Raw genomic sequence first — 3,213 nt, 5'->3', positions numbered from 1 at the left:
CTTTAATGGAGTGATGAAAAAAGCCTAATTTCTCTACAATCAATTGAGAAATTAGGCTTTTTAATAGGAAAAGTAGGGTACATATTAACAGAATGCACTCATAAATGGGAATATGATATAAGACCATAAGGTTTTCCTACTATTCCCTTTAGGGGGGAGTGTCAAGTAATGATGTTATTTGTTGTATATGAAGAATTAACTATTCTTTATAATTATAGTGCAGAGCTATTAGATAAACACTTTCCTACATATAGGCCACTTGCTGCTGCTTGAGATAATGAATGAGTAATACCTGAACAATCTCCAATTAAATACAATCCAGTAATAGTTGTTTCAAACCTTTCATTGATTTTAATCGTAGGAGCATAAAATTTCCCATCAATTCCATATAGTAAAGTATCCTTATCGATAGGTTCTCCGATAAATTGTTCTAAACGTAGCAAAAATTCTTTGAGTCCTTCAATGTATAATTGAGGGATTTCTTTATTAAGATCTCCATAATCCCCCTGTAGTGTAGGTTGTATATGATTATATTTCATCATCTTTTCCAAGGTAGGTTGTCCCTTCAATAAATCCTCCAAACGCTGTACAACAATTCGATCTCGTCCTTGGTTAATTCCTTTTATAATTGTACTCGCGTATAAATTTACTTCTGTCAGAGTAGGGAAATAACGTGGGATAAATAACGTGAAATTTAAGTTAGAAGTGCCGGTTCTTTGTTCTCGAAAATTTTGTCCATCAGGCATAACTAAACCTTCTTCATACTTACGAACAATACGCCCTTTGGGGTTCATACAATAGGTAGTTGCTGTGAAATTGTCATCTTGATAAGAGAGTTTTGTTTCAAATGTGTCTTTTAATATTGAGCGTAATTGATGTTCTTTCATCTCTACTCGAATACCTAGGTCTACACGGGTCTGCTCCTGTGCAATTTCAAGGGAAGAGCACATTTCTTTTAACCAATCCGCCCCGGAGCGTCCAGTTGCAAATACTAATTGCTTAGAATGAACTATTCCTTGATTTGTAGTAATTTTAAAATATTGTTTCTGTTTAACAATATGTTGTACATTTATGCGAAACTGGATATCTATCTTGTCACGTAAATATTTGTAGAGTTGCTGAAAAATGTCGATCGAAAGTGTAGTGCCTAGATGCCTTACTTGTGTTGTTAGCATTTGTAAACCACATGCTTCGGCTTTTTTGGTAATATTCGGATTGTCTGTGGAGTATTTTAGAACTGAATTTCCACCAAAACGACATAGGATCTTATCTACTTCATCCATTAGTTTTATAAAAACTTCTTTACCTATTTTTTTCTCAAGTTCTCCTCCAAACCCGTTTGTGTAATTAAATTTCCCTTCAGATTTTCCTAGACCACCAAAACCAAAATATTTGTCACATGCATTACAGTTACATAATTCCCCTTGTTCTAAAGGACAATTTCGATATTCTAATGGCTTACCTTTGTCAAGAATTAAGATATTTTTGTTGCTTTGGGCTAATGCATAAGCCATAAAAGCACTTACTCCAGCACCGATGATTGTAACATCATACATATTTTTCCACCTGCTATTGAATAGTTTGCTTGCTATTTTCCTAGTGTATAACAAATTTTCAACGTTTGGAAATGGCTCACATTGATTAGAGAGGTGAATGTTTTTTTATCTTAATTTCCAGAAGGATCACCGTTTGTAATATAAAATGCTTTAAAGTCCTTTGAAAGATATATTCTCATAAAATCAATAGAGTAGATTGCTAATAGTATAAAATGCCATATTCCTGTAACAAAGACAAAGTATGTTATTCGTATAACGAAAAACATTAGAAAGAAGGAAAAGTTATGAAAAAAGTCTTACCCATAGTTGCATTAATAGGCATGATGAGCTTTGGAGCGCAAGAAATACATGTGAAAGCGGAAACTTACAAAAGTGTAGATTCTAAAATGGACTTTTGGAATTCTAAAAGAAGAGGTACGAATTTCATGAATAGTACGTCCTTACCTGAAAACTACAAAAGTGCAAAAGAAGCTAATATTGAATATGTTCGTTTAGCACCAGATAAATGGGCGAAAGATAAAGATTTCTTATTTGAAGATAAACCAGATACTTCTGGGAAAGATTTTCTCATAGGGAATGCAGATAACTATCAAGGACTAGTGAAAGAAGATGTAGCAAAATTAAAAGCAGATTTAGATGCTGCACAAGCACAAGGAATGAAAGTTGTGCTTACCATGCTTTCCTTACCTGGTGATCGCTGGCGTCAATTTAATCATAATCAAAATGATGATCGAATTTGGGAAGAAGAAAAGTATCAAGAACAAGCAAGTCAATTTTGGAAGGATCTTGCTATAGAATTAAAAGATCATCCAGCTGTAGTTGGTTACAATATTATCAATGAGCCACACCCAGAAACGGCTAAAAGTAATAGATATAATGATTTTTGGACAGAAGATTATAAGAAATGGTATGCAAAAGTGGAAGGTACTACAGCAGATTTAAATAAATTCTATCAAAAGGTCGTTACCTCCATTCGTGAAGTAGACAAAGAAACACCCATTATATTAGATTCAGGTCTATACGCCACTCCTTGGGCTTTTAAATATCTGAAACCCGTCAAGGATAATAAAACGCTTTACGCATTTCATATGTATGAGCCGTATGAATTAACAAGTCAACGAGAAAATCAAAATAAAGAGTATCAATATCCTGGGATTGTAAAAGTAGGAGATTTAGAGAAACCTGTTATGTGGAATAAAAAGGGATTAGAAAAATTTTCGCATCCTATTCACCAGTGGTCTAAGAAAAATCATGTACCATCTAATCGAATTATTGCTGAGGAATTTGGAATTAATCGTACTGTTCCAGGAGCCACTCAATATATGAAAGACCTTATTTCTATATTCAATCAAAAAGGTTGGCATCAATCGTTCTACGCATTTCGTGAAGATACTTGGACAGGAATGAATTATGAACTCGGAACAGGAAAGATAAAATGGGACGAAGAAGGTAAGCCAATACGTCAAGAGAATCCACTTTGGGATGTATTGAAAAATGATTTGCAATCTCACAAGAAGTAAAAATGTCATTAAAGTTAAAAAGGGTGGTACGGGATTATAAAAAAGAACGCTTTCCCACTTTTGAACTGTACCCCGAATCGTGGACACTTAAAAAAAGTCCATGCTTCGGGGTTTTTGTGTATCTTTACACTCATTCC

The 3,213-nt window shown here is 34.0% G+C and carries 2 protein-coding genes; one reads left to right on the top strand and one right to left on the bottom strand.

Annotation, left to right across the window (positions count from 1 at the left end; genetic code table 11):
• Positions 1-212: 212 nt before the first annotated feature.
• The gene (locus JDS96_RS30080; protein ID WP_199669040.1) at positions 213-1,556 is read right to left on the bottom strand and encodes an NAD(FAD)-utilizing dehydrogenase; all 1,344 of its coding nucleotides are present in this window, start codon (positions 1,554-1,556) and stop codon (positions 213-215) included.
• A gap of 284 nt (positions 1,557-1,840) precedes the next feature.
• Between JDS96_RS30080 and JDS96_RS30075 the strand changes: the two genes are divergently transcribed.
• A complete protein-coding gene (locus JDS96_RS30075; protein ID WP_199669039.1) occupies positions 1,841-3,076 on the top strand; it encodes a glycoside hydrolase family 5 protein in 1,236 nt (411 codons plus the stop codon).
• Positions 3,077-3,213 lie beyond the last annotated feature (137 nt).

Source organism: Bacillus cereus group sp. N21, from assembly GCF_016483395.1.
GTDB lineage: Bacteria > Bacillota > Bacilli > Bacillales > Bacillaceae_G > Bacillus_A > Bacillus_A pseudomycoides.
Note: the sequence above shows the minus strand (reverse complement) of the source record. Positions and strands in the feature narration are given on the sequence as shown.